Genomic DNA, 26,131 nt, shown 5'->3' on the forward strand with positions numbered 1-26,131 from the left:
TTTTATATGCAGATTACCGCAGAATCTCATTTGGCTCCTTTACTGGCCCCTTTGGGAGCAAACGCAGACGGCTTTCCCGTGGGAGAGTCGTTAGAAGATGACAATGACTATCTCGTATTAGATGAAGAGATGATGAAGATAGGCTCACTTCAGCACGGCCAAGTGGAGTGGGGGACCGCTGAGGAACTGGCAATTCGTATGTTGAGTGAGCGTGGCAAAGACATAAAAGTGCTGGGGCACCTGCTGCACTGCATGCAGCATGATGGCAGCAGCGTGCGTTTTGCACTGTCCTTACGCCTACTAGCACGCAGTATTGCTCAACCTTGGTGGGAGCATGCTTATCCATTTGGAGGTAAGCGCGGTGACAAGCTGCGCCTGCGGCTGTTGCAGCAGTTTATTCAACGGAGTGTCAAACTTGTATCTGGGCTCGACTTTCACAATGCCGAGGATGAGTTTGAAGCTTGTCAGGCGTCGCTTGCCGAGCTAAAGAAGCAAGTGACTGAAACATCGCTACCCGGCAAGGCAATTGAAGATTTAAGCCGCCAGTTAACTGCTCAGCGCTCAGTGGAGCAGTCATCATCGGCGCCAGAAAATCTAACGCCCCAGCAAGTGGGAGAGCAGACCTCCGCCAGTCAGGGATACGAAGCGCCTGCGACTGCCAAAGCGCCAGAGCTACGATTAGAAGCAGGTAACGATCGCTCAAATCGTCAGGCATTGCTGAAAATGGCTGAATTCCTTGGCGAACAATCGCCTGGCGAACAAGTCTCTTACCGTCTGCGTCGTTATGCGGTTTGGAGCACGATCCAGACACTTCCCGTCGCTAAAGAAAATGGCAAAACGGAGCTTTCCCCAGTCTCTGCTGATCGTATTGCTGATTACCGTGAATCCCTCTCCAAGGGGGGCGATAACGCTCTCTGGCAGCGCATTGAGAATAGCCTCGCGCTAAGCCCTTATTGGTTGGAAGGGCATCGGCTCAGTGCCGAGCTGGCCAAACAGCTGGGCTATTCATGCTGTGCAGAAGCGATTCGTGAGGAAACGCTGCGGTTTGTGGAGCGGTTGCCGGGTATCGAATCACTGACCTTCAACAATGGTGCTGCGTTCCTCGAGGAGGAAACGATGCGCTGGCTACATGGTTCTGCGGGTAACAGCGGAGCCGTCAGTAATGGTAATGAGGCATGGGAAGCTGGCTTGGAAGAAGCTCGGGAAGCGGTGAAAGGCGGCGATCTTAGTGCAGCACTCAAAGTGCTAGATCAAGGGCTAAGCAGAGCCTGTTCTCCACGGGAGAGTGTCTATTGGCGACTAGCCAGTGCTGAGCTTTTACATGAAGCAGGTCTGGAAAGCTTAGCGCAGCAGCATTATCACACGCTGTACCAAACAGTAACGGATCTGGCGCTAGGACATTGGGAACCAGCGTTGGTGTCACGATTAAAAGCAGCGGTTCAAGAGACACACTAGTGGTCATCATCAACAGGGACGAGGGATAAAGGCTAATGTGGTCAACCTTAAAATCAAAACTGAGCCGCTGGGTGCCTGGCTTTTCCCGGGCGCAAACCGCGAAAAACAGGGCCAATGCGCACGGTAACAAAGCCAAAGGACTTCTGCGCCTCTCAACACTGCTTTGGGTGGTACTACTCATCGTGTTGGTAATTGCTATTTGGTGGTGGGGGCCAAACTGGGAGGTGCGGGAAACCACTCCTCTTGCTCCCTTAATGAACCGTTTGCTGGCAACACTTTTAGTAGTCACGGTAGTGGCCATCATATGGGGTGTCAGCCTTGCCCGCCGATTACGTAGGCTGGATGACGAACGCCAGCAGGAAAAAGCTCGTCAGGAAGACCCTGCCATCGATCAAGTTGAACGCCAAGAAGACTCTTTGAACGCAGTGTTGAAAGAAATAACTGGTAGCTTGGGAGGTGGAAGCAAAAGTCGTTATAGCTTGCCTTGGTTTTTGGTCATGGGGATAGAGAATGCTGGTAAAACCAGTCTTATCAACCGCTCTGGCCAGAACTTTGCACTTACCCATGTGATGAAAGCCTCCGGGCAGAGCAGCAAACAGAGCCAGCTAGGTTTCGACTGGTGGATTGGTGACAAAGCGGTATTGATAGACCCTGATGGTGAGCTATTGACGCAGGGGGCGCTGGAGGGTGAAGAGTCGCAGGTGCTTCAGCGTCGGTTATGGGAACACTTTGTGGAGTGGCTTGAACGCAACCGAGCTCAACGACCACTAGATGGAGTGGTATTGGTTCTGGACCTAGCTCGTTTGAGTCATGCCAAGGTGGCTGTGCGCAAAGCCTATGCGGCACTGCTGCGTAGCCGTTTACGCGAACTTATGGAACAACATGGTACTCGCCTGCCGGTATACGTGACCTTTAGCAAAATGGACTTGTTGCACGGTTTTGATAGCTTCTTTCGTCACTACTCTCGCTCAGCTAGAAAGACCCCCCTTGGCTTTACGTTTACCCCTGCTTCCATTGATACCCCTGGCAAATGGGAAGCTGAGTTTGAGGCTGATTACGATGCCATGCTGGCTCGCGTGAACCAGCTTTTACCCGCTATGTTGTCAGAGTGTCGTGACCGTGAAGAGAGAGAGTCGGTATTTCGTTTTGTACGTCAGCTCGCCGGGTTAAGAGATATCCTATTTGGCTTTTTAAGCGAAGCGTTATCCAGCGACCGTTTTTCTACTGCTGCGATCGTGCGTGGCGCTTACTTCACATCGGTATATCAACAGGGGGTGCCGGAAGATCCCTTCGTGGATGCAGCTGCTCGGCGCTATGGCATGAAAGATAGCGTTCAGTCTGCCCACCGCGCTACTCGTAGTGCGTTGTACTTCACCGAAGATCTTTTCGAGAAGGTTATTTATCCGGAAACAGGGTTGGCGAGCGATAATGCCAGAGTTGCACAGCGGCGCAGACGCATGCGTACGTACAGCCTTGCCGCCTGCTCAATAATGGGTGTAATCCTCGTTGCAGGGTGGAGTCACTTCTACCAAAAAAATAGCATTTCGCTTACTGCTGTCGAAGAGCGCGCATCAGCGTTTTTGGCGACTCACCCTGAAGCGTTTCAAAGCGATGACCCCTCGGGTTATGAATTCCTCGACCCCCTGGATCGGCTGCGTGACACGATGGAAACCTTTGAAAGCTATCGTACACACGTAACGTATCTAGCAGATATGGGGTTATATCAAGGGCACATCATAGGTGCCCAGGTAGAACGCGCCTATCTCGCCATGCTAGAGCAGCAGTTTCTGCCTGCCATCATGATTGGCATTGTGGACGATATGAACCGATCTGAAGAGGGCAGCAACGCCAAATTGGCGCTCTTACGCGTATTACGCATGATGTCAGATGCTAGTGGTCGCCAACCCGAAAGGGTTGAGCGGTTTATGGCTCAGCGTTGGCAGGCGTACTTTCCTCAGCAAGGCGAGGTGCAAGAGCGCTTGCTAACGCATCTAGACTATGCTTTGGAACATAGTGACCTAGAAGGGCGTATTGCTGAGGGGAGCCCACGTGCTAAGCAAGCGATGGCACCGCTGCAAGGAAGTATCGACGCGGCACAACATGAGCTAGCCCGCCAACCGATTGATGAGCGTGTTTACTTAGCGCTAAAAGCGGCAGGCAATCGTCATGGTGAGCGATTGGACCTCCGGCATAGTGTTGGCACGCTGTTCGATAGAGTATTTATGGCACGCGATGATGACCCTGAACATGTGCGCCTGGCACATCTGCTAACCCGAGATGGCTTTGAGAAATACTTTCTAAACGAATTATCGCGCGCAACAGAGCTAGCACTGGTTGATGCCTGGGTGTTAGGCCAGCGCGAGGACATTAACTTCAGCGATGCAGATACACAGCAACTGCAAACCGCGCTGCGGGAACACTATGTTGGCGATTACCACGTTAGTTGGCGCGACGCGCTGCGTAATACGCACTTGGTGCCACTGCCCGATATTCGTCAAGCTATTGTGGTAGCCGACTCCTTAGTAGGGCCGCAGCGGCCGCTCGATAGACTATTAGCCGCGATTGAGCGAAATACTAGCCTCTATCCAGAGCTGCCCGTCGATGACGAAGAAGCCCGCGAAGCATTGCGTCAATCCCAGCGTTATCAATTAGCCTCAGCTATTGAGCAGCCCTTTACGCCGGTCAACCGACTCAGCCAAGCTCGTGATGGTAATCCCTCAACTCTTGAGGAGATTAAGCAAGCTGTGTCAGCACTGCGAAACTATCTGCTAGATATAGAGGAGTCGAATAATACCGGGAGAGCTGCTTTCTTGACGGTACGTGACCGGCTATCGCTACGGGGTAATGACCCTATCGATAACCTGCAGCGCATCGCTGGCAATGCGCCAGAACCGGTAGGTCGGATGTTGCAAAGTCTGGCTGACCAAAGTTGGCAGTTAATGATGGTTAGAGCCACACGCCATCTTGAAAGCCAATGGCTGGATGATGTTGTTGCACCCTATCAAGCACATTTGGCTGGCCGTTATCCATTGTCGCCGAATGCCAGTCAGGAAGTGGCGTTAAGCGACTTCGAGGACTTCTTTGCTCCAGGTGGCACGCTAGATTCATTCTACCAAGACAGTCTGAAACCCTTTATTGAAGGGGCTCCCGAGTATTTGGTGGATGCCGACGGGAATTCACTGCTGCGAGACAGCCTTTATACGGCGGTTCAACAGGCAGAACAGATTCGCCGCGCTTACTTTAGCCGAGACGGTGCACTCGACGTAGAGTTTGCCCTTGAGCCTATCAGCCTAAGTCCAGATAAGCGGCGTAGTGTGATCAGTGTTGATGGACAGCTTATTGAGTATGCACACAGCGCTAGCCAACGCGTTTCTATGATTTGGCCTAATGCTCTGCGCGGCGGTACGGAAAGCCGCATCACGATGGTACCCAGTGAGATTAACCGCTCACCGCGGAGTATCACGCAGAACGGCGCTTGGGCATGGTTTCGCCTACTAGAAGAAGCGGATATTACCAGCGTAAGCGAGCGTGAGCTGGAGCTACGTTTTAACGTGGCTGGCGGTGCGATGCGCTATCGTCTGTTTGCCGATGGTGCTCCTAATCCGTTTACCCGCCCATTAGCCGCAGGCTTTCAACTGCCATCAGCCCTCTATGCTGATCGAGGTGATCATGCTGACTAAGTTCAAGCAACTGCTCACCATCGGCTCGAATCGACAACCTGCAACGTCAACGATTAGCCATAGCGTGAAGCGCTCGCGATTATTGTCAGATGCACGCAACGAAGATATCGATAACTTTATCGAGGCGGTTTATAAGGCAGATCAAAAGGGACACTCCCCGTGGGTGCTGCGTGACAGCAGCGTGTTGGAAACGCTGCGTCGTGCACTTGAGTTCACTGTGCATCGTGGCTTATGGCTTCAGCGGGAAGAAGGCCAAGTAGCCTATTGGCAGGGACGTCTGCTAGCACTTAGGCATGGTGAAGGCCCGCCTCTTGGCATGGTGCTCGCCTGTAGGGCGGATGACGAAGCCGCATGGCAACTGCGTTTTTTTTATATCAGCCAAGAGTGGAAAGGTAGTGGTCACGGCACGCGACTATTAACTGCGGTGCGCCGTAGTCTTAAAGGTGTACCGCTACAAACACGTCTGCCAATGGTGTGCCACTCAGCCATCGATAGCCTTGAAGCGGCGGGTTTTACTCGCCAATACGTAGATGCTTTCGATGTTGCCAGCTACGAAGCGCCTGCAATGTGGGATGAGTAAGCAGGGCGACTAAATGATTGGCCGACCCAAAGATAAGTATCACTAAGACGAACAAGTTGCTCGGAGAAGGAGTTCCGCTAATGAGCCAAAAATTTGTATTAGTAGGTGATATAGGCACCGACCATGATGGTTTCCCCCCAACGCCAGTGACTGGGGGTAGTAGCACGGTATTAATGGATGGTAAGCCGATGGCTCGTGTAGGTGACCCATTAGCGCCACACGCCAAACCCAAGCATCCTCCTCATCCGCGTGCCATTGCCGAAGGCTCAGGAACAATTTTCATCGATGGAAAACCTGCGGCGCTGACCGGCCACGCAGTGGATTGCGGTGGCGTAGTGATTGGCTCTGGTTCAGGGGAGGGAGGAGATGTAACCGACGTGGGTGGTGTGCCTACCATATCCTCAATAGCGCTAGTTAACGCCCCTGCTTCTGAATCAACGAGTAGAGCTACTCCTCCAAGCTCTGAAGCAACTGCTTTGAGTGAAGCAGGTAGAGAGTGGTTGAAGGGAGTTGAGGAGCTTCGCTTGATGCCCTATGACGATCAAACCGGTGAAGAGATTAATCGCTGGGTACCAGGCGCTACGGTTGGTTATGGACATCTTATTTCTCGGCAAGAATGGCAGATTTATCAAGATGGCATTACTGCTCAACAAGCAGATCAACTCTTTAATAATGATCTAACCCCTTTTGTTAATGCAGTAAACCGCGTTATTCCCGTTCCTCTTGAATCTCACCAGTTAGATGCTTCTGTCATGCTTGCTTACAACATTGGAGTGGGAGGTTTTAGTTCATCATCGGTAGTTAAGTTAATAAATGACTCTCAAGCTGAAACACCCTTTACATCTCTTGAAGAAGCATGGAAGGCCTGGAATAAATCGCAAGGACAAGTCAACCAGGGTCTTATCAATCGTCGTTCTGCTGAGTGGGAGATGTTTTCAAAGGGAGTATATAAAAGATGGTAAGTATATTAAAGATGCTTATATCTTTTGTTGCCTTGGTTACGCTGACTTCGAGTTATGCGGGTGGTGTAGAAAAGAATGAGTTGATTGAATATCTTTATGGTACCTATTGTGTGACCAAAATAGAGCAATATCGGGGAGGGCGAACGAGTCGTGAAAATGCGCTTCGCCAACTAAACGCACAAGTTAAGGTGAATAAAAGAGAGTTTTTATTTTGGGATGGCTCTGTCTATGAAGACCCTGCTTATCAAATCGAAAACCACTCTGTTCTGAAGGGAGAGGGCAATGTTCCTGAAGTAAGTGAACGGTTTGGGAGTTTCTATGGCGTTGGTCTGGAAAGAGAGAGTATCACCACGCTGAGTGTGCAAAGTCGTTCGCTAAATGAGTTGCCTTATATTTTTGAAGTAGTGGACCGTCAGCTGTGGCTTTTTTTAGATGGCTGGTTTTACACGCTCGAAAAGACTTCATCAGACACTAGCGCTTCTCTAATGAATGAAGACGCGCACACTTGCGAACACACTGATACTCAAGGACGATAATATGTCAGGACTTCAATTCACCCTATCGCTACCCGGAGCGAAGGACACGGCGGTGGTGCGTTTTACCCACCGCGAGGCGCTGTCAGCGCCGTTTGTGCTCTCGGTGGAATTTGCCAGCCGTACCCATGACCTGTCGCCCTCTGATTGTTTGGATCAGAATGCCACGCTGACGATCTGGCAGGATGGCGAGCCGCTGCGCCGCGTGCATGGCATCGTCAGTGAGTTTCATCGCGGTGATCGCGGTCACCGCCGCAGCTTTTATCGTGTCGAGATTCGCCCCGCCCTGTGGCGGCTGTCGCTGCGTCACAACTCGCGTATCTTTCAAGACATCGCGCCGTTTGATGCCATCACCACCCTGGCCAACGAGCGTGGGCTTACCGATATGGGCGTGTCTGCCTTCCGTGAGCCCGCCGAGCGTGAGTTTCTGGTTCAGTACCGCGAGACCGATCTGGCCTTTATTGAGCGCTTAGCTGCCGAAGAGGGTTATTTCTACTTTCACGAGTTTGAGAATGCGGATGGCGGTCAACACCGTTTGGTATTTGCCGATGCCGCCGTGATTCTGCCCAACGTCGGCGAGCGCACCTACCACGGCCGTGCGGGCGGTACACCGCCCCAGCGCCACCTGCGCAAGCTGCGTCAGGTCAGCCGTGTGCGCCCTGCCTCGGTCACGCTCAAGGATTACAGCTTTAAGAACCCCGCCTATGCACAGCGCCACCAGCATGAGGCTCGCGACCTGGAAGCACATGCCCAGCGGGAGGATTACGAACACTTCGATTACCCAGGGCGCTATAAAAAAGACGCCTCCGGCAAGCCGTTTACCCGCCACCGCCTGGAAGCGCTGCGCGCTGATGCTACCACCGCCGAGGCGGAGAGTGACTTACCTGAACTGGCCCCCGGCCTGTGCTTTACCCTCACCGAGCACGACACGGAAAGCTTGAACCAGGAATGGCAAGTGGTCTCGGTGGTGCACTACGGGGAACAGCCCCAGGCCCTGGAAGAAGATGCCGCAGGGGGTGACGGCATGACCCGCTACCACAACGAGGTGGTAATCATGCCGCGGGATCAACCCTTTCGCCCGACGCCCGCCCCCAAGCCCCGAGTCGATGGCCCTCAGGTGGCGTTCGTGGTCGGGCCAGAGGGCGAAGAGATCTACTGCGACGAACATGGCCGCGTTAAAGTGCAATTTCCCTGGGACCGCTACGCCGAACCCAACGAGACCGCCAGTTGCTGGGTACGGGTTGCCCAAGGCTGGGCAGGCGGCGGCTATGGCAGCATGGCAATACCGCGGATCGGCCATGAGGTTATTGTCTCGTTTTTAGAAGGCGACCCGGATCAACCACTGGTTACTGGCCGCACCTACCACGCGGTGAACCGGCCCCCGTACCCGCTGCCGGAACATAAGACCCGCACGGTATTGCGCACCCAGAGCCACCAAGGCAGTGGCTTTAACGAACTGCGCTTTGACGACAAAACCGATCAAGAGCAGATCTGGCTCCACGCCCAAAAAGACCTGGAATTGCTGACCCTCAACGACCGCACCGAAGAAATCCGCCGACATAGCCACCTCACCGTTCACCACGACCGCCTCAGCGAGATCCACCACGATGATCACCTGACGGTACACGGCAAACGCCACGCCCTGATCAAAGGCGATGATCACCTCCAGGTCGATGACACCCGCCATGAACACTACGGCGAGGCGCAGTTGGTCGAGGCAGGCCGTGAACTGCACCACAAAGCGGGCAGCCAGATCGTGTTGGATGCGGGCAATGAAATTACCCTTAACGCGGGCGGCAGCTTTATCAAGCTGGACAGCGGCGGCGTGACCATCGTCGGCGCCATGGTCAAGATCAACTCCGGCGGCAGCCCCGGTCGTGGCCGCGGCCACGCCATTGTGCTGCCGCGGTTACCGGGTGAAGCCGCCTCGGAAGCCAGTGAGTACGTCACCCTAGAACCGCACCAAACCCCGCTGCTGGTCAGCGATATTATCGCCGCCACGCCGCTCGCGATGGAGGATATCGACATCGCCGATGGTCTGGCCGACCAGTGCAGCGCCTGCGAGCCTGCGGTGGGCAGCCCGGTCAACCCGCTGCTCGGCGCCAAGCTGCTGCCCGCCGAGACCGATTTTGCGCTACCGGCGCCACGGCCCTGGGTGTTTAGCCGCGGCTACCTCTCCAGCAATGCGCACATCGGCGCGCTTGGCCAAGGCTGGTCGTTGCCTGGGGAGAGTCTGTCGATCACCCTCAACGCGGATGCTTGTATTATCCACGACGCACAGGGGCGCGAGATTACCTTTGGCTCACTGGCCCCCGGTCAGGCGCGCCACTCGCCCACCGAGCAGCTATGGATACGCCGTGGGGGTGCCTCAGTCGATGAAGAGAGCAACGCGTCTCGCTGGCAAGCGTTAGACGAAACGCTGCGAAGTGATCCTGAGCATATTGTGCTCAGCGATGCCAGCGGCCTCTATTATGTGTTTGCACCTTCCACCGTAGAGCAGGAGGAAACAACCGACACCGACACCGCCCGCTGGCCGCTGATTGAAGAGCGCGACCGCAACGGCTATACCACCCAGTACCACTGGGAAGCAGACCTGCTGGTACGGGTGATCGACAGTGCCCAGCGTCACTATCAGTTGGTCTATGACCGTGTCCTTCCCGCCCAGCCTGATGACGCTGGGCTGCGCTTAACCGGCGTCAAGCTGATCCAGGACCACGACGGCAGCGCCCAGGACGACTGGTTAGTCCGTTACTCGTTTAACTCCGTCGGTGACTTGATCGCCGTGCGCCACCGCCACGGTGAGGTGATGCGCGAGTTCGAGTGGGACACCCATATGTTGACGGCTCATCGCGTCCCCGGGGGGATAGAAGCCCACTACACCTGGGATCGTCATGCCCCGGATGGCCGCGTGATCGGTCAACAGGAAGCCGGCGGCCTGGCGCGGTCGTACCGCTACGAGGTGGATCACACCCTGGTCACCGACAGCCTGGGCCGCGAAGAGCGCTTCCACTTTGTGGGCAGCGGCCCCGGCAAACGCTGGACAGCCCACACCCGCGCCGACGGCTCACGCATCGAGTTCCGCTACGACCGTGCCGGGCGTAAGGTGGCCACGATTGATTCGCTAGGGCGTGAGACGCTGATCGAGCGCGACGACCACGGCCAGGTGGTCGGCCAGACCACCCCGGATGGCAGCCGCTGGACCATCGAACGGGATGCCCTGGGACAGCCGATGCGCCTCGACGGCCCCGACGATCAGCGCTGGCAGATCAAACGCAATGACCGTGGTCATCCTATCTCTGTCACTGGGCCAGAAGGCACCACCGCCTTCGCCTATGAGAACGCGTCACTTCCTGACCGGCCCACCACGCTGACGGATGCGGTTGGGGCCACCCACCAGCGCGAGTACAACGCCCTGGGCCAAATCACCGCCCAGACCGACTGCTCCCAGCAACGTACCACCGTCACCTACGACCGCCACGGCTATCTGGCCAGTGTCACCAACGCCCTGAACGAGACGACTCGCACCCAGCACGACGAACGCGGCCAGCGAGTCGCCACCCAACTCCCCGACGGACATTACTGGCACCACCATGTGGACCCTCAAGGGCGGCTGGTCGAGTTGGAAGGGCCCCACGGGTTCCGGCAACAGATCTTCTATGATGACCACGGCCGTCCGGTGCAGCGCATCGAGGCCGACGGCAGTCAGCAGCACACCGCCTACGATGACGCTGGGCGACTCAGTGAACTCACTCTGGGCAACGGCGCGGTGTACCGCTTTACCTATGACACCATGGACCGTCTCGCCAGCGAGACCGGCCCCGATGGCCGGGAACAGCAGTACCGCTACGACGACGCCGGGCAACTGATCGAGCGAGTGGAAGCCAACCGCCCCGGCCCTGACGGCCAGCCACTAGTGACGCGGTACGACTACGATAACGCCGGGCGTCTTATCACCCGCCACTTGCCCGCCACCGAGCACGCCCCCGCCAGCAGTGAACACTACCACTGGGGCACCCATGGGCAACTGGACAGCGTCACCAACGACCACAGCGAAGTCACGTTCCGCTACGACCACGCCCAACGGATGATCGGCGAACAGCAACGCCATGCCAGCCTCGAAGGCGCCACCAACGAACACACGGCGTGGAGCTGGCAACACCAGCACACACTCACTGCTACCGGCGCGCCCCAGGCCAGCCAGTTCGGCGAGTTACCGGCCCTTAACTGGCACACCTACGGCAGCGGCCACCTGCACGGTCTCAGCGCCCCCGACCTCCACCTGGAGATCGCCCTCGAACCCGATGCCCTGCACCGCGAGACCCAGCGCCGCCTGAGCCTCAGTACCGGCGTTAGTACCGGCGATCACACCCAGCCGCTGATCTTAGAGCGTGGCTATACCGCCACGGGCCAGGTGGATCACCTCGCATTGCGCAGCCCCCACAGCGCCGGTGAGCAACACTACCAATACGACGCCCTGGGCAGAATGACCTTCCGCACCCAGCAGCATTCACAAGGGCAAGGCCAAACCAGCCCGACCATTGCGTATAACTACGACAAGGCCGGGCGCTTAATCGGCAGCCAGCACGGCCACGATGCCCACCGCTACCCGGTGGATGCCGCCGGTAACCGCAGTGCCGCGAGCAGCTCCACACCTAATGCCACCAACCAGCTCGCCCAGCTTAACGGCACCCGCTACCGCTACGACGGCGCAGGCAATCTGATCCATCGCGAACACCCCGACGGCGAGCGCCTCACCTTGGGTTACGACGGCGCCAACCGGCTGGTGCAACTGACCCACATCAGCAAACTGGGCTATACCCGCCACGCCAGCTACCGCTACGACGCCCTGGGCCGCCGCATCAACAAAACCGTGAGCCACACCGATGGCACCACCGCCACCACCCACTACGGCTGGGACGGCGACCGCATCGTCCACGAAGAGACCAGCAACCAACGCACCACGGTGGTCTACGAACCCGGCAGCTTTGTGCCGATGCTCAGAATTGACCAACGCGTCTCACACAACAACGGCACAGCCGGAGCGAACGAGGAAAAACAGGTAAGCGCCTATATCACCGATGCTCTGGGCACCCCGCTGCAACTACTCAGCCCCAACGGCCAACCCCGCTGGCTCGCAGAGCCCGACGACTGGGCCGCAGTTAAAAGCCAACGTGCCGTACGCGGCGTCACCCAACCGATCCGCTTCCAGGGCCAATGGCACGACGAAGAAAGCGGGCTGTACTACAACCGCCACCGCTACTACGACCCCGAGCAAGGGCGGTATATCAGCCAGGATCCGATTGGTCTCAATGGCGGGACGAACTTGTATGGGTATGTGACCAACCCGACGGGGATGGTGGATCCGCTGGGGTTGGAGGGATGGTCCAACCTACGCTCATGGCTGCACTACAGAAATAATGGACCAGATGTCACCCTAAGGGAAATAGGGCTTTTATCAACCATACAAAACTCTTCCACGACCCAAGGGGCACTATCTCGCTTTGGCTCTAGAGATATAAATGACACCGCAAAGGCAATATGCGCATCAAACGGACCAGGGGTATTTGATACAAACCAGACATTTCGAAATAGCTATAGATTCCATCGAGATAAGTGGTTTATTGGATCAGCTACATTGTCTGGGGATTTCACAGGCACTACTACTGTTTACCCAAACGGAGCGTACACATACACAGGTGAAGCAACGATAGATTTTTATGACGAATTTACAGACCCTTATGACACTTTTAATCTGTTTGATGGTGAGTGGAATCCTGATGGTTCGCCATACAATATTAGTGATCAGTGGTCTGAAAATTATCAAGGTGGAGGAGTGTGTCGATGAAAAGACTTCTCAAAGCTCTTATAGTCTTCGCGACCCTTATTGCTATCACTATATTTATAGTAGCATTTTTAGTCTTCCAGCATGTGTATAACTTTAGGACGCGTATCGTTGAAAACATCTGTATTGATCAAATCTTCATGAAAGATGAATATAACCTAATAGATTGCACTAATAACAAAGTGCTCGTCCAAGATGTTTCAGAATGGATTGTTGCGGACGACACCCTCTATGGCATTGCTTTGGATGATGGTGATCGTTATTTCTTAATAAAAATAAAAGATAATTCGGCAATACTTCTCGAGTCTGGTCTAGACTTCAGCGATTACTTAAATACATTAGGACTACCTCCCTACAGCATAAGTGATTCTGAAAATATGGCTCATTTATTCTACGGGGCTGGAAGAGACCGAATCTTCCCAACAGAAGAAGGTTGCTGCGTTCCCTGGAGGCGGCGGTAGTATAGCAATAAGCGCCTTTTGCTATGCCTCACATCAAACTTAGGCATATCGTCGGCAGCGGCCACTTGCACGGCATGAGTGCCCCCGACCTCAACCTGGAGATCGCCCTCGAACCCGATGCCCTGCACCGCGAGACCCAGCGCCGCCTGAGCGTGAGCACCGGCGATCACACCCAGCCACTGATCTTAGAGCGTGGCTACACCGCCACGGGCCAGGTGGATCACCTCGCATTGCGCAGCCCCCACCGCGCCAGTGAGCAGCACTACCAATACGATGCCCTGGGGCGAATGACCTTCCGCACCCAGCAAGGCGATTCACCCACCATCGCCTACACCTAAGACGCGGCGGGACGCTTAATCGGCAGCCAGCACGGCCACGATGCCCACCGCTACCCGGTGGATGCTGCCGGTAACCGCAGTGCCGCGAGCAGCTCCACACCTAATGCCACCAACCAGCTCGCCCAGCTTAACGGCACCCGCTACCGCTACGACGGCGCAGGTAATCTGATCCATCGCGAACACCCCGACGGCGAACGCCTCACCTTGGGTTACGACGGCGCCAACCGACTGGTGCAACTGACCCACATCAGCAAACTGGGCTATACCCGCCACGCCAGCTACCGCTACGACGGCCTGGGGCGGCGGATCAACAAAACCGTGCGCCACACCGATGGCACCACCGCCACCACCCACTACGGCTGGGACGGCGACCGCATCGTCCATGAAGAGACCGAGCACCAACGCACCACGGTGGTCTACGAACCGGGCAGTTTTGTGCCGATGCTCAGAATTGACCAACGCGTCTCACACAACAACGGCACAGCCGGAGCGAACGAGGAAAAACAAGTAAGCGCCTACATCACCGACGCCCTGGGCACCCCGTTGCAACTGCTCAGCCCCAACGGCCAACCCCGCTGGTTGGCCGAGCCCGATGACTGGGCCGCCGTCACCAACCAACGCGCCGTGCGCGGCGTCACCCAACCGATCCGCTTCCTGGGCCAATGGCACGACGAAGAAAGCGGCCTCTACTACAACCGCCACCGCTACTACGACCCCGAGCAGGGGCGTTATATCAGCCAAGATCCGATTGGGTTAAGGGGCGGCACAAACTTGTATGGCTACGTCACCAACCCGACGGGGATGGTGGATCCGCTGGGGTTGCAAACACTGAGATGTGCAAGGGGGCTAGATGCACTTGATCCTGAGCTATCACCAATGAAACCGAGTGGTAACCCTTTACGCCATGATTTCTTGGTTGTGGACGGGGAAATATTGAAGAGCGTGATGATGCTATGCAATTACTTTGGAGCCAAGGGTGGATTGATAAAAAAGAATCACCCAACGCGCTCTGTACCGTTATATCTGAAGACCCCGAGTATGCCAATGCTGTACGGGATTCTGCTAGAAATGTGGGGGAACCTACCTATAACGTAGGAGCATACCGGGGAACATTGCCTCATGTGCTTGGAGCGCGTAATTGCCAAACATGGGCTGATGATGTTCTTCGTGAAGCCGATAAAGCGACCTCTGATGCATCATGGTGGCAATTTTGGCGATAAGTATCGATAGCAACTTGATGCAAAATGATAACTTAAAATGTGGGTGTGATTATGTTGGAATTTTTATTAGACTTATTGAAATTATTAAAGTTTGTTATTGTAGTTACATTTACTGGGAGTTTAGTTACGTTAACGTCTTCGCCTGTTGATATGAAAGCGGGTAGCCGCTTAGAGCTTGAGTCAGAAAAGCCATTAAAAGTCTTAACTCCCGGAGCAAGTGTTCGTATTGATGTAACTTCAATGCGGCCAGCTCATATTGAAAGCAGAGAGGATACATATAAGTGGGGAGATGATTTTTTTGGCAAGCACTCTATATCTGCAACTTTGCTTAATACATCAAATGGCCATACCACCACAGTCTCTCACCTTGGCGGACTAGCTATAGTAAGCAATGACTTAATTCTGTTTTTACGAAAAGGCGAAGGTCTTGAGCGTGGGGAAAAATATGACAAAATCATCGTCGAAACTGACGTTGAACTCCATGGAGTGACTATGACTTGGAGCAGCTGGAGATTGTAGAAAAGACGCTGAGTTTATGCTGCCCCCTCTGCCAAGGAAGACACTGGATGACTTCCTTGGCGGTAGCGTGCCAGTAAGCACCTTTTACCATGACTCACATCAATCGGCAGTGGCCACCTGCACGGTCTCAGCGCCCCCGACCTCCACCTGGAGATCGCCCTCGAACCCGATGCCCTGCACCGCGAGACCCAGCGCCGCCTGAGCCTCAGTACCGGCGTTAGTACCGGCGATCACACCCAACCGCTGATCTTAGAGCGTGGCTACACCGCCACGGGCCAGTTGGACCACCTCGCATTGCGCAGCCCCCACAGCGCCGGTGAGCAACACTACCAATACGACGCCCTGGGGCGAATGACCTTCCGCACCCAGCAAGGCGATTCACCCACCATCGCCTACACCTACGACAAGGCCGGGCGCTTAATCGCCAGCCAGCACGGCCACGACGCCCACCGCTACCCGGTGGATGCTGCCGGTAACCGCAGTGCCGCGAGCAGCTCCACACCTAATGCCACCAACCAGCTCGCCCAGCTTAACGGCACCCGCTATCGCTACGACGGCGCGGGCAATCTGATCCATCGTGAACACCCCGACGGCGAGCGCCTCACCTTGGGTTACGACGGCGCCAACCGGCTGGTGCAACTGACCCACATCAGCAAACTGGGCTATACCCGCCACGCCCACTACCGCTACGACGGCCTGGGGCGGCGGATCAACAAAACCGTGCGCCACACCGATGGCACCACCGCCACCACCCACTACGGCTGGGACGGCGACCGCATCGTCCATGAAGAGACCGAGCACCAACGCACCACGGTGGTCTACGAACCGGGCAGTTTTGTGCCGATGCTCAGAATTGACCAACGCGTCTCACACAACAACGGCACAGCCGGAGCGAACGAGGAAAAACAGGTAAGCGCCTACATCACCGACGCCCTGGGCACCCCGTTGCAACTGCTCAGCCCCAACGGCCAGCCCCGTTGGCTCGCCGAGCCCGACGACTGGGCGGCGGTCACAAAACAACGCGCCGTGCGTGGCGTCACCCAACCGATTCGCTTCCAAGGCCAGTGGCACGACGAAGAAAGCGGCCTCTACTACAACCGCCACCGCTACTACGACCCCGAGCAGGGGCGTTATATCAGCCAGGATCCGATTGGGTTAAGGGGCGGCACGAATTTGTATGGGTATGTGACCAACCCGACGGGGATGGTGGATCCGCTGGGGTTGTTTGATCGCCCAGGGGATATTGATCAATCTGGTCGCCGGCAGCGTAGCAATCCTTATTCTCGCTACCCGCCCGCGCCTAGATCAACGTTAGAAAAAGTGGGGAATGCCGGTTTAAGCAAAGTCTGGGGCAAAGTTACTGGTGGAGTTTCCAAGGTAGACATATCTACTGGGGCCATAATTAAAAGCAACCCCTATGTATGGGGAGGATGGGCGCTAGTTGATCCATCGAAGATAAGCACTCTTCAAACACGCAATTATGATGGTAACGGGGATGGATTGTCTGATGAGCATTACCAACATGGGATGTGTGTCCCTGGGGCTAGATGAATGAAGTTAGCTAAAGAAGACTGGGGTAAAAAGTGGGTTGAAGCTCTTGTTATGCTTCCTTCTTATCTGGCCCTGATCGTCCTCGTTGTAAAATTAAATATAATACTAAGCGTTCTGATAATTTTTGTAGCACAATGTGTTTTAGGAAATGTTTATAGCTATATTGTCATAGAAAAAAGGCTGTTAAATGATCAGGCCTCTCGAGAAAAATCAGCCGCTATATTTTTCTTATCTCAACTGTTTGTTCTAGGTGTCGGGGTATTACTAATTAGCCTTGCATAACATAACTGATATGTATTGGGTCGCGTACTCCCCCCAAGGAGGGCTCCCGCTGCCTTCTTGGGGGAAGCGTGTCAGTAAGCATCTTTCACCATGACTTACATCAAGCTTAGGCACACCTACGGCAGCGGCCACCTGCACGGTCTCAGCGCCCCCGACCTCCACCTGGAGATCGCCCTCGAACCCGATGCCCTGCACCGCGAGACCCAGCGCCGCCTGAGCCTCAGTACCGGCGTTAGTACCGGCGATCACACCCAGCCACTGATCTTAGAGCGTGGCTACACCGCCACGGGCCAGTTGGACCACCTCGCATTGCGCAGCCCCCATCGCGCCAGTGAGCAGCACTACCAATACGATGCCCTGGGGCGAATGACCTTCCGCACCCAGCAAGGTGATTCGCCCACCATTGCCTACACCTACGACAAGGCCGGGCGCTTAATCGCCAGCCAGCACGGCCTCGACGCCCACCGCTACCCGGTGGATGCTGCCGGTAACCGCAGTGCCGCGAGCAGCTCCACACCTAATGCCACCAACCAGCTCGCCCAGCTCAACGGTATCCGCTACCGCTACGACGGCCTAGGACGACGCATTAGCAAAACCGTGCGCCACCCACTACGGCTGGTACGGCGACCGCATCATACGGGAAGAGACCAACAACCAACGCACCACGGTGGTCTACGAGCCGGGTAGTTTTATGCCGATGCTGCGGATTGATCAAGGCAATGAAAACGAAGAAAAACAACTCAGCGCCTACATCACCGACGCCCTGGAGCGAATTATCTTTCAGCGATTAGGCATCTAAGATCATTGCGTATTGGTAAACTACTCATGGTGAGAGCAATACTGGAATGCAGAACAATATTCTTTAAAAGCATATGCACTGCTGAATAAAGAATTTCCAGCGTTCTACAGCCAGCGTTAGGCTTATCATTATTGTCCAACTCAGCCAAGCGCCTGTTTCTAACAGGCGCTTTTGGCGTTGTTAGAAGGTGAGCTATGTCCACGATTTCTGCAGTGGCACCTAGTCAGAACCGGGTGCCATTAATCTCAACAGCAGCCATTGTGCTGGGTGCGGTGATTATCGGTGTGGTGTTTGGCGCGAACATTGGCCTCTTAATGATTGTTGGCGGTTTGCTTGGGCTGGTGCTGTATCACGCGGCATTTGGTTTTACTGCTGCTTGGCGGGTATTTATCACCGAGCAGCGGGGACGTGGCTTGCGCGCTCAGATGGTGATGTTGGCGATTGCGGTGGTGCTGTTTTTTCCGGCGTTAAGCGCTGGTTCGCTGTTTGGCACTAGCGTGAGTGGTTTTGTCGCGCCGATTGGTATTTCGGTCGTGGTGGGGGCGTTTATCTTTGGTGTGGGCATGCAGTTAGGTGGCGGATGTGCGTCGGGCACGCTGTTTACTGCAGGTGGTGGTAATGCACGAATGTTAATTACGCTGCTGTTCTTTATTGTCGGGTCGGTGATTGGTTCAGCGCATTTCACGTGGTGGCAGAGCTTGCCAGCATTTCAGCCTGTGTCGCTGGTGAATGTGGCAGGCGCTGGTGGTGGTATCGCGATTAGCTTGGTGCTGTTTGCGGCGATTGCTGCGTTTACTGTGATTATGGAAAAGCGTCGTCATGGCCACTTGGAGCAGGCGCCGCTGGTCGATAAGCCTGGCAGTCAGCGCTGGTTAACGGGGCCGTGGCCGTTGATTGCTGGCGCAGTGGCGCTAGCGCTACTCAATTTCGCAACATTGGCCCTTGCTGGTCGCCCCTGGGGCATTACCTCTGCGTTCGCGTTGTGGGGCGCAAAAGGGTTTGAACTCGTTGGTGGTGATGTCAGCCAGTGGGGCTATTGGCAAGCCCCTGGTAATGCAGCAGCGTTAGAGGCGAGTGTATGGAGTGATATCACGACGGTAATGAATGTTGGCATCATGCTGGGTGCGCTTGCCGCAGCGAGCTTAGCTGGGCGCTTTGCTCCCAACTTCCGCATTCCGTTTAAATCGCTATTAGCGGCTGTCATTGGTGGGATTATGCTGGGGTATGGCGCGCGATTAGCATTTGGTTGCAATATTGGCGCTTACTTTAGTGGCATTGCCTCTGGCAGTTTGCATGGTTGGCTATGGATGGTCGCGGCGTTCGCTGGCAACATGGTGGGCGTAAAGCTGCGGCCGTTGTTTTTTGATGGTGTTGAAGGTCGCAAACCCGTCGCAAAAAGTTGCTAGTGGTTGACCGATTTCGATACTTTTTGAGAACGCCTTGGTAGCCACCAAGGCGTTTTTTTGTTGCCATTATTTATGTCCCTCCCACCTTTGTCGTACTAGCATGTTACATTATGCGAAACGCCGCCAACGCCCAGCGTTGCTGCATTGCAATAGCAATCGACATAAAAAGAGAGTGCCTATGTCTACGATGAGTAAACGCCCCCTGTACATTCCTTACGCCGGTCCTTCTTTGCTTGAAATGCCGCTATTGAACAAAGGCAGCGCGTTTACTCAAGAGGAGCGGCTAGCGTTTAACTTGATTGGTTTGTTGCCGCAAAAAGTTGAGACCATTGACGAGCAGTTGTCGAGGGCATATCGCCAGTATCAACAGTGTCATAGTGATTTAGAGAAGCATATTCATCTGCGTGCCATCCAAGACGATAATGAAACGCTTTACTTCCGCTTGGTCTCTCAGCATCTGGAAGAGATGCTACCCATTATTTATACCCCTACGGTTGGGAAGGCATGTCAGGAGTTCTCTAATATTTATCGCAATCACCGGGGGCTGTTCATCAGCTATCCCGATCGCGAGCACATGGACGATATCCTGCGCAGTGCCACCAAAGATAACGTTAAGGTGATTGTTGTCACCGATGGTGAGCGGATCCTAGGGTTGGGTGACCAGGGCATCGGAGGGATGGGCATTCCCATCGGTAAGCTGGCGCTTTACACCGCCTGTGGTGGCATTAGCCCCGCCTATACGTTGCCGATTATGATTGATGTGGGCACTAACAATCAGGCATTGCTGGATGACCCTATGTACATGGGCTGGCGTCATGAGCGGGTTAGTCAGGAAGAGTACGATGCGTTTATGGCAGAGTTTATTACCGCTGTAAAACGTCGCTGGCCGAACGTTCTGCTTCAGTTCGAAGACTTTGCCCAGGCCAATGCGGTACCGCTTTTAGAGCGTTACCGGGACGATTTGTGCTGCTTTAATGACGATGTGCAAGGCACGGCATCAGTGGTGGTGGGCACGTTAATGGCGGCGTGTCAGGCCCGCGAGGAAACGATTGCTCAGCAGCGCGTAGTGTTTGTCGGCGGCGGTTCGGCAGGGTGTGGTATTGCTGAGCAGGTGGTCGTGGCCATGCAGGCAGAAGGGCTTACTGAAAGTGAAGCACGGGCGCGGATATTTATTGTTGATCGAGATGGATTGATGACGACTGATCAGCCCTGGCAGCGGGATTTCCAACGCCGTTTGGCCCACGATTCTGAGCTGGTTGTGAACTGGAATGGTCAGGGGCTTGAAGAAACCATTGCCCAGATGAAGCCAACGATATTGATTGGTGTGTGCGGTAAGCGTGGTATTTTCACCGAACAAGTCGTGCGCACCATGCACGCGGGCTGCGAGCATCCGGTAATTATGCCGCTGTCCAATCCTACTTCTCAGGCAGAAGCGGTACCCGAAGATGTGATTCGCTGGACCGACGGCCAAGCGCTAGTCGCGACTGGCAGCCCTTTTGCACCGGTTGTGTATAACGGTCGCACTTATCCAATTGCTCAATGTAACAATGCCTATATCTTCCCCGGTATTGGCTTAGGTGTGATTGCAGCGAACGCTAATCGCGTGACAGACGAAATGCTAATGAGTGCCTCTCGGGCGCTGGCTCGCGAGGCGCCACTTGTCAAAGAAGGCAAGGGTGCGCTGTTACCGCCGCTGTCGCGGATTCGTGACATTAGTAAATCGATTGCCTTTGAAGTGGCTGCCCAGGCGCAGCAAAACGGTGTAGCGCTTAAAACTAGCGGCATTGAACTTCGTGAGCGTATCGAGAGAGCGTGCTGGTCGCCTGAATATCGTGCTTATCGCCGCAGGGCTTTCTAAGTTTCTTAACGAGAAGCGAAACAGCAACGCGAGCGCAAAAAAAAGCCCCCACCATGGTGGGGGCGATGCAAGCATTGGTAGGTTTTGCCTTTAAGCTGCGCCGATCATTTTGCGCAACACGTAGTGAAGGATACCACCGTGGCGGTAGTAAGCCAGCTCATTGACGGTATCAATTCGGCACTTGGCATCAACGGTGCGTTCCCCATCGTCATTTTTGATGACAATTTTCACGGTGCCACCTGGGCTTAAATCGCCCAAACCAGCAATTGAGATTTCTTCATCACCTGTCAAGCCAAGCGTTTCACGGCTTTCACCTTCAGGGAACTGCAGCGGTACCACGCCCATTCCAATTAGGTTTGAACGGTGAATACGTTCGTAGGACTCGGCAATGACCGCGCGCACGCCCAATAAACGGGTGCCTTTGGCTGCCCAATCCCGTGAAGAGCCGGTGCCATACTCTTTACCAGCAATCACCACTAGAGGGGTGCCTTCCTCCTTATATTTCATGGCGGCATCGTAAATCGCCATTTGCTCGCCGCTGGGTACGTGTCGGGTTTCGCCGCCCACCACACCGTCCAGCATTTCGTTTTTAATGCGCACGTTAGCAAAGGTGCCGCGCATCATTACTTCATGGTTGCCTCGACGTGAGCCGTAAGAGTTGAAGTCGACGGGCTTAACGCCATGTTCCTGCAAGTAACGACCCGCAGGGCTGTCGGGCTTGATAGAGCCAGCTGGGGAGATATGGTCGGTCGTCACCGAGTCGCCTAGCAGGGCTAACACGCGGGCGTTTTCAACATCTTCAATGGCGTCCGGCTCACGCTCCATGCCTTCGAAAAACGGCGGGTGCTGAATGTAGGTAGATTCAGGCCACTGATAGACCTTGCTTTCAGGAACGTTGATGGCTTTCCAGGTATCGTCGCCTTCAAATACCGCACCATACTCTTTGCGGAACATCTCAGTGTTGACCTGTTCAACCGCACTAGCGATATCTGCTTGAGAAGGCCAGATGTCTTTGAGATAAACCGGGTTGCCGTCACTGTCCTGGCCGAGCGGGTCGGACGTTAAGTTGCACTGTACGTTCCCGGCTAACGCATAGGCGACCACCAAGGGCGGTGAGGCGAGCCAGTTCGTTTTGACTAGCGGGTGCACACGGCCTTCAAAGTTACGGTTGCCTGAAAGTACCGATGCCACGGCAAGATCGCCGCTATTGATCGCTTTTTCGATCTCATCGGGCAGTGGGCCGGAGTTTCCGATACACGTCGTGCATCCATAACCCACCAAGTTAAAGCCCAGCGCGTTCAAGTCATCGCTTAAGTTCGCAGCTGCTAAGTAATCGGTCACCACTTTTGAGCCGGGGGCAAGGGAGGTCTTAACCCAAGGCTTTGTGGTAAGTCCTTTTTGGCGCGCATTACGTGCCAATAGACCGGCTGCCATCATGACGCTGGGGTTGGATGTGTTGGTACATGAGGTGATAGCCGCAATCACTACTGCGCCTGGGTCAAGACTGAAATCATTATCGTTGAGCTTAACGGATTGGCTGGTGTCATGCTCAAAGCTACGTTCAACCCCCACCGCGGTTTGGCCGCCTTCCGAGGAGAGTTTTCCTTTTGCGGTTGTGTCTGCGCTGGTGTCCTCTTGCATGAACTTGTCAAAGGCGGCAGCCATGTCTTTTAACGCCACTCGGTCTTGGGGGCGTTTGGGGCCGGCAAGACTTGCTTCTACTTCGTCCATGTCGAGGCTGAGAGAGTCGGTAAAGATCGGCTCATCGCCAGGTTCGCGCCATAAGCCCTGCGCTTTGCTGTATGCCTCTACCAATGCAATTTGGTCATCTTCACGGCCGGTAAGACGCATGTAGTTAAGCGTTTCGTCGTCTACTGGGAAAAAGCCGCAGGTAGCGCCATATTCCGGTGCCATATTGGCAATCGTGGCGCGGTCGGCCAGCGGCAAGTCTTTAAGACCGTCACCGTAGAATTCAACAAACTTACCCACTACGCCTTTTTTACGCAGCATTTCAGTGACGGTAAGCACGAGATCGGTGGCGGTAATGCCTTCGCGCAGTTTGCCGTTAAGCTTGAAACCGACAACTTCTGGGATCAGCATTGAGACTGGCTGACCAAGCATGGCGGCTTCCGCTTCGATACCGCCGACGCCCCAGCCAAGTACGCCCAGGCCGTTGATCATAGTCGTGTGGGAGTCAGTACCGACTAAGGTGTCTGGGTAGGCAAACGTCTGACCATCCTGCTCTTTCGTCCATACGGTGCGACCCAGGTACTCTAGATTGACCTGGTGGCAAATGCCGGTGCCGGGCGGTACAACGCTAAAGTTGTCGAACGCTTGCTGGCCCCAACGCAGAAACTCGTAGCGCTCACCATTGCGCTGCATTTCGATATCGACGTTTTCTTGAAACGCGGCGGCGTTGCCGAATTTGTCGACCATCACTGAGTGGTCGATAACGAGATCAACGGGAGAAAGCGGGTTAATGCGTGCGGGATCTTCGCCGAGCTTCTCAACCGCGGCGCGCATAGAAGCAAGATCAACAACCCCTGGCACGCCGGTAAAATCTTGCATGAGGACGCGGGCAGGGCGGTAGCCGATCTCGCGGCTCGATTTGCCCTCTTTTTGCCAGTCCACTAATGCCTGAATGTCCGCTTGGTCGACACTTTCGTCATCACCAAAGCGCAGCTGGTTTTCGAGTAGAATTTTGAGCGTTTTGGGGAGCCGGTCAATATTACCGAGCGCATCGGCGGCTTTTGGCAGGCTGTAGTAGTGATACTGCTGGTTGCCCACCTCTAGGGTGGTGAGCGTATCGGGTATCTTGCCCATAAGTTTCTCCTCTGATTGCTTGGCCTTGAGCGAATCGCTAATTGCAACTCACTAGGCGCGACGGTCACTGCTTTTCTTTAATGTGGCTTATCCCCAGTATGGCTTATCTTCTTAATAGCACATGGGTGTTTCACCCCCGGCTTTCAAGGCATCTTCGCCTAATAGCGAAGGCTAACCCTTGTAATTGCTTGTACTTGACGCCATTTCAGGCAGACTCTCTTGCAAACGATATCTGCTCAATTGTGACAAAGGTGGTGTCATGGAAACGCGTCATGAACGTTTAATTATTCTTGGTTCCGGCCCTGCGGGGTATACGGCAGCGGTGTATGCAGCACGCGCTAACTTAAAGCCACTGCTGATTACCGGCCTGCAGGCAGGTGGCCAATTGACCACCACAACCGATGTCGATAACTGGCCCGGCGATGCACAAGGTGTTCAGGGGCCAGAGTTGATGGAGCGCATGAAGCAGCACGCTGAGCGCTTTAATACGGAAGTGTTGTTCGACCATATCCATGAGGTCAGCTTAGGTGAAAAACCGTACACCTTAAAAGGGGATAGCGGAATTTACACCTGTGATGCACTGATTATTGCTACCGGTGCCAGCGCACGCTATCTGGGCCTGCCGACCGAGCAGCAGTTTATGGGCCAAGGGGTGTCTGCTTGCGCTACCTGCGATGGCTTCTTTTATCGCAACCAAGAAGTGATCGTGGTGGGTGGCGGCAACACTGCCGTTGAGGAAGCGCTGTATCTCTCAAATATCGCCTCTAAGGTTACCTTGGTGCATCGTCGCGATACGTTGCGCGCCGAGAAAATCCTGCAGGATAAGCTGTTCGAAAAAGTCGAAGCAGGCAAAATTGCTCTTGAGTGGTTCTATGAAGTGGACGAGGTGCTGGGCGATAACACCGGTGTCACTGGCGTGCGCGTTAAGTCTACTAAAGATGGTTCTACCAAAGAGATTCACGCGCCAGGGTTGTTTATCGCTATCGGCCACAGCCCCAATACAGGAATTTTCGAAGGCCAGCTGGAAATGAACGGCGGTTACATCAAGGTGAAATCAGGTCTTGAAGGCAATGCTACCGCAACCAGCGTGCCTGGCGTCTTTGCCTGTGGTGACGTGATGGATCATATTTATCGCCAAGCCATTACCTCTGCCGGCAGTGGCTGCATGGCAGCGCTAGATGCTGAGCGCTACCTGGACGGTATCGCCTAAGCTAGTAATCTAACAATCGGCGGGCGTTTCATCAATGCGCAGGCGTCCCATTCGGCTGAGTACGAGCACTCTGCCTGGGGCGCTTGCTGCACATATATAAAAGCGGCCATTGAAGCCGTTTGTGTGGCCCAGCGTGCTATAGCTCACGCGCCGCCTACTGCGATTATAAGTCACGGTGGTTGTCTTCTCTGCAGGAAAGACACGTATGACATCGCTGCTGGTTATTTGACTTACCGAATCCCCCTTGAAGACTAGTAGTGCATTACTCCAGTCACTGGTGCAGGCGTCTCTTTGCGTATTTGTTGGGCAAACGGTGGCCGTTTTACGCTGTGTAATCGCTGTATTACGAGCCAGCGAAAATGCTGACTGCAATCTGTTAATATCAGCTGTAACGGCTGTGTTTCGGCCAAGTGCTTGAAAGTTTGGCATTCCCCAGGCGGCTAATGCTGAAATAAGCAGAAGAGCAATAACAAGTTCGATCAGGGTGAAGCCTTGGGTACGCTTGTAGGGTGCGCCTTTATTGTTAGATGGCATGGTGACTCCAGGCTTGTGCTTTTTTACAGCCTACCTCGCGATGATCGTTTTTTATGTAAGCCAAAGCGGACAAACGTT

At 54.7% G+C, this 26,131-nt stretch carries 18 protein-coding genes and 1 pseudogene; 17 read left to right on the plus strand and 2 right to left on the minus strand.

All coding sequences use genetic code 11. From position 1 onward, the window contains the following. The first annotated feature begins 6 nt into the window (after positions 1 to 6). The 16 genes and pseudogenes from tssA (at position 7) to L1X57_RS08555 (ending at position 21,486) form a co-directional block, all read left to right on the plus strand. Positions 7 to 1,455 (plus strand): type VI secretion system protein TssA, encoded by a 1,449-nt coding sequence (gene tssA, locus L1X57_RS08480; protein ID WP_009722770.1) that lies wholly within the window; start codon positions 7 to 9, stop codon positions 1,453 to 1,455. Positions 1,456 to 1,490: 35 nt separating this feature from the next. Continuing rightward, positions 1,491 to 5,135, plus strand: a complete 3,645-nt coding sequence (gene tssM / locus L1X57_RS08485) for a type VI secretion system membrane subunit TssM (RefSeq protein WP_009722769.1) — start codon at positions 1,491 to 1,493, stop codon at positions 5,133 to 5,135. Continuing rightward, entirely contained in the window at positions 5,125 to 5,715 is a 591-nt protein-coding gene (locus L1X57_RS08490) for a GNAT family N-acetyltransferase (protein WP_039868799.1), read from the plus strand. The genes tssM and L1X57_RS08490 overlap by 11 nt, the downstream gene beginning before the upstream one ends. Positions 5,716 to 5,795: 80 nt before the next feature. After that, on the plus strand, positions 5,796 to 6,677 hold the full coding sequence (locus L1X57_RS08495) for a type VI secretion system PAAR protein (RefSeq protein ID WP_009722767.1): 882 nt from the start codon (positions 5,796 to 5,798) through the stop codon (positions 6,675 to 6,677). Further along, the gene (locus L1X57_RS08500) at positions 6,671 to 7,213 is read left to right on the plus strand and encodes a hypothetical protein (RefSeq protein ID WP_009722766.1); all 543 of its coding nucleotides are present in this window, start codon (positions 6,671 to 6,673) and stop codon (positions 7,211 to 7,213) included. Before L1X57_RS08495 ends, L1X57_RS08500 begins: the two co-directional genes overlap by 7 nt. A gap of 1 nt (position 7,214) precedes the next feature. After that, positions 7,215 to 9,158 (plus strand): annotated as a pseudogene (locus tag L1X57_RS08505) (type VI secretion system Vgr family protein); the annotation flags it as partial. A 63-nt stretch (positions 9,159 to 9,221) separates the two neighbouring features. Next, positions 9,222 to 13,055, plus strand: a complete 3,834-nt coding sequence (locus tag L1X57_RS08510) for an RHS repeat-associated core domain-containing protein (RefSeq protein ID WP_234668051.1) — start codon at positions 9,222 to 9,224, stop codon at positions 13,053 to 13,055. Continuing rightward, positions 13,052 to 13,513, plus strand: a complete 462-nt coding sequence (locus tag L1X57_RS08515; RefSeq protein ID WP_009725049.1) for a hypothetical protein — start codon at positions 13,052 to 13,054, stop codon at positions 13,511 to 13,513. The genes L1X57_RS08510 and L1X57_RS08515 overlap by 4 nt, the downstream gene beginning before the upstream one ends. Before the next feature lie 23 nt (positions 13,514 to 13,536). Next, complete coding sequence (locus tag L1X57_RS08520) at positions 13,537 to 13,851, plus strand: hypothetical protein (RefSeq protein WP_009725048.1); 315 nt, start codon at positions 13,537 to 13,539, stop codon at positions 13,849 to 13,851. A 57-nt stretch (positions 13,852 to 13,908) separates the two neighbouring features. Next, positions 13,909 to 14,946: an RHS repeat-associated core domain-containing protein gene (locus tag L1X57_RS08525; protein ID WP_234668018.1), complete on the plus strand. Its 1,038-nt coding sequence runs from the start codon at positions 13,909 to 13,911 to the stop codon at positions 14,944 to 14,946. A gap of 176 nt (positions 14,947 to 15,122) precedes the next feature. Then, positions 15,123 to 15,590 (plus strand): hypothetical protein, encoded by a 468-nt coding sequence (locus L1X57_RS08530; RefSeq protein ID WP_009725046.1) that lies wholly within the window; start codon positions 15,123 to 15,125, stop codon positions 15,588 to 15,590. Between the two features lie 294 nt (positions 15,591 to 15,884). Continuing rightward, positions 15,885 to 17,141 carry an RHS repeat-associated core domain-containing protein gene (locus L1X57_RS08535; RefSeq protein WP_234668020.1) on the plus strand — a complete coding sequence of 419 codons (1,257 nt, stop codon included), beginning with the start codon at positions 15,885 to 15,887 and terminating at the stop codon, positions 17,139 to 17,141. Next, positions 17,142 to 17,423, plus strand: coding sequence for a hypothetical protein (locus tag L1X57_RS08540; RefSeq protein WP_009725043.1), 282 nt, complete (start codon positions 17,142 to 17,144; stop codon positions 17,421 to 17,423). It begins immediately after the preceding gene. A gap of 90 nt (positions 17,424 to 17,513) precedes the next feature. Then, positions 17,514 to 18,110 carry a hypothetical protein gene (locus L1X57_RS08545; RefSeq protein ID WP_234668022.1) on the plus strand — a complete coding sequence of 199 codons (597 nt, stop codon included), beginning with the start codon at positions 17,514 to 17,516 and terminating at the stop codon, positions 18,108 to 18,110. A gap of 306 nt (positions 18,111 to 18,416) precedes the next feature. Then, positions 18,417 to 19,628 carry a YeeE/YedE family protein gene (locus L1X57_RS08550; protein ID WP_009725040.1) on the plus strand — a complete coding sequence of 404 codons (1,212 nt, stop codon included), beginning with the start codon at positions 18,417 to 18,419 and terminating at the stop codon, positions 19,626 to 19,628. A 178-nt stretch (positions 19,629 to 19,806) separates the two neighbouring features. Continuing rightward, positions 19,807 to 21,486, plus strand: coding sequence for an NAD-dependent malic enzyme (locus L1X57_RS08555; protein ID WP_009725039.1), 1,680 nt, complete (start codon positions 19,807 to 19,809; stop codon positions 21,484 to 21,486). Between the two features lie 90 nt (positions 21,487 to 21,576). Here L1X57_RS08555 and acnA read toward each other — a convergent pair whose 3' ends face one another. Next, positions 21,577 to 24,309, minus strand: a complete 2,733-nt coding sequence (gene acnA / locus L1X57_RS08560) for an aconitate hydratase AcnA (protein ID WP_009725038.1) — start codon at positions 24,307 to 24,309, stop codon at positions 21,577 to 21,579. Between the two features lie 259 nt (positions 24,310 to 24,568). Between acnA and trxB the strand changes: the two genes are divergently transcribed. Continuing rightward, on the plus strand, positions 24,569 to 25,519 hold the full coding sequence (trxB, locus tag L1X57_RS08565) for a thioredoxin-disulfide reductase (RefSeq protein ID WP_009725037.1): 951 nt from the start codon (positions 24,569 to 24,571) through the stop codon (positions 25,517 to 25,519). A 9-nt stretch (positions 25,520 to 25,528) separates the two neighbouring features. On the opposite strand, the gene L1X57_RS08570 is transcribed toward trxB, so the two are convergent. Beyond that, the gene (locus L1X57_RS08570; RefSeq protein WP_009725036.1) at positions 25,529 to 26,053 is read right to left on the minus strand and encodes a GspH/FimT family pseudopilin; all 525 of its coding nucleotides are present in this window, start codon (positions 26,051 to 26,053) and stop codon (positions 25,529 to 25,531) included. Positions 26,054 to 26,131: the final 78 nt, after the last annotated feature.

The sequence above is a fragment of the Halomonas sp. TD01 genome (assembly GCF_923868895.1).
Lineage (GTDB): Bacteria > Pseudomonadota > Gammaproteobacteria > Pseudomonadales > Halomonadaceae > Vreelandella.